Raw genomic sequence first — 1525 nt, 5'->3', positions numbered from 1 at the left:
TGGACTAACCTAAAATAGTGAGACAATATAAAACACCTCCAAAATGGCAATACTTGAGATAAGTATTGTGACATTATTCGGAGGTGTTTTTGCGTGGGCAAAAAAACTGTATATACAAAAGAAATTAAATGGGCGGTAGTAAGAGATAAGCTTGAAGGAAAATTAACAACACGGGAAATTATGAACAAATACAAAATCAAAAATAAAACTCAAATTGAAACTTGGATGAGATGGTACAAGAATGGAGAAATGTATCGATTTGATCAGCCAATTGGTAAACAATATACATTTGGGCATGGGCCCGATTCTTTAAGTAAGGACGAGCGAATAAGTAATCAACTAACTCACCTAAAAATGGAGAATGAAATTCTAAAAAAGTATATGGCGATGAGAAAGGAGTCGATAAAGGGCTAGTAGTACAATTGGTTGAACAATTTCGTAAAAAATATACCGTTACTTCCATTTTAAAAGTTTTAGGGATTCCACGTGCTAGCTATTATCGTTGGACTAAAGGGTTTGGTGAATATCGGAATGAACATGAAGATTTAATTATTGAAATCTGTAAGGCTACTAAATATAGAAATGGTCATAGGAAAATTAGAGCTATTCTAAAGCGAGAACATCATATTCATCTTAATAGGAACACAGTTCAAAACATTATGCAGAAGCATCATTTGCAGTGTAAGGTGAAACCAAAACGCAAGTGGAAATCGCAGGGAGAAAGTGATGTCATTGTACCTAATATTCTTAATCGTGATTTTAGTGCAAGTAAACCAAATGAGAAGTGGGTAACGGACATTACGTATATCCAGTATGGCAGCGAAACATTATATCTGTCTACGATTATGGATTTGTATAATAATGAAATTGTAGCTTATAAGATTTATAATCATCAACAAACGACATTAGTGATTGATACACTGCAGGATGCTTTGGATAAACGCAATCAGCCAGAAGGAGTTATTATACACTCCGATCAGGGGAGTGTGTATACTTCGTATACTTTTCAAAATTATTTGAAGGAACATCATTTAGTAGGTAGTATGTCCAGACGAGGGAACTGTTGGGACAATGCGGTGATTGAATCATTTCATTCAAATTTAAAGACAGAGGAATTCCAATATTGTAAGTTTAATACCCTATCTAATTTAGAAGTTATTTCTAGAATAGATGGGTACATTCATCATTACAACGAGGGTAGGATTCAAGCAAAATTAGGCTACTTAACTCCAATAGAATTTGGATTAAAGGCAGCTTAAAGGATTCGGGGTTATCCACTTTGCATGTAGAAAAGACGTGCACTTTATTTGGAGATGCGGGCATGATAGCCTATTATGGCTAAGCCAGATTCTCTTTGAGATATCTGGCTTCCTGGCTAAAGAATCTATGCCCGCAGAGGCTCCAAGTAAAGTGACAAAGTGCCTGAACTATTTCCAGTAAAGAACCAATATCAAATTAATGAAAAAGTGTTAAATTTAATATGGATAGGTGTTTTATATATGTCTCATTTGGCTAGGTCAGTTCA

1 protein-coding gene is annotated in these 1525 nt (G+C 34.8%); it reads left to right on the top strand.

Annotation, left to right across the window (positions count from 1 at the left end; all coding sequences use genetic code 11):
• The first annotated feature begins 93 nt into the window (after window positions 1–93).
• Window positions 94–1259 (top strand): IS3 family transposase gene (locus tag ACR65M_RS26825; RefSeq protein WP_440274931.1). Its coding sequence is split into 2 segments (ribosomal slippage): window positions 94–409 and window positions 409–1259, totalling 1167 coding nucleotides; the frame shifts between segments, so codons are not numbered across the junction.
• Window positions 1260–1525 lie beyond the last annotated feature (266 nt).

The organism is Ferdinandcohnia sp. SAFN-114, from assembly GCF_059415045.1.
The sequence above is the reverse complement of the archived record's forward strand: the minus strand, read 5'-3'. Positions and strand labels throughout refer to the sequence as shown.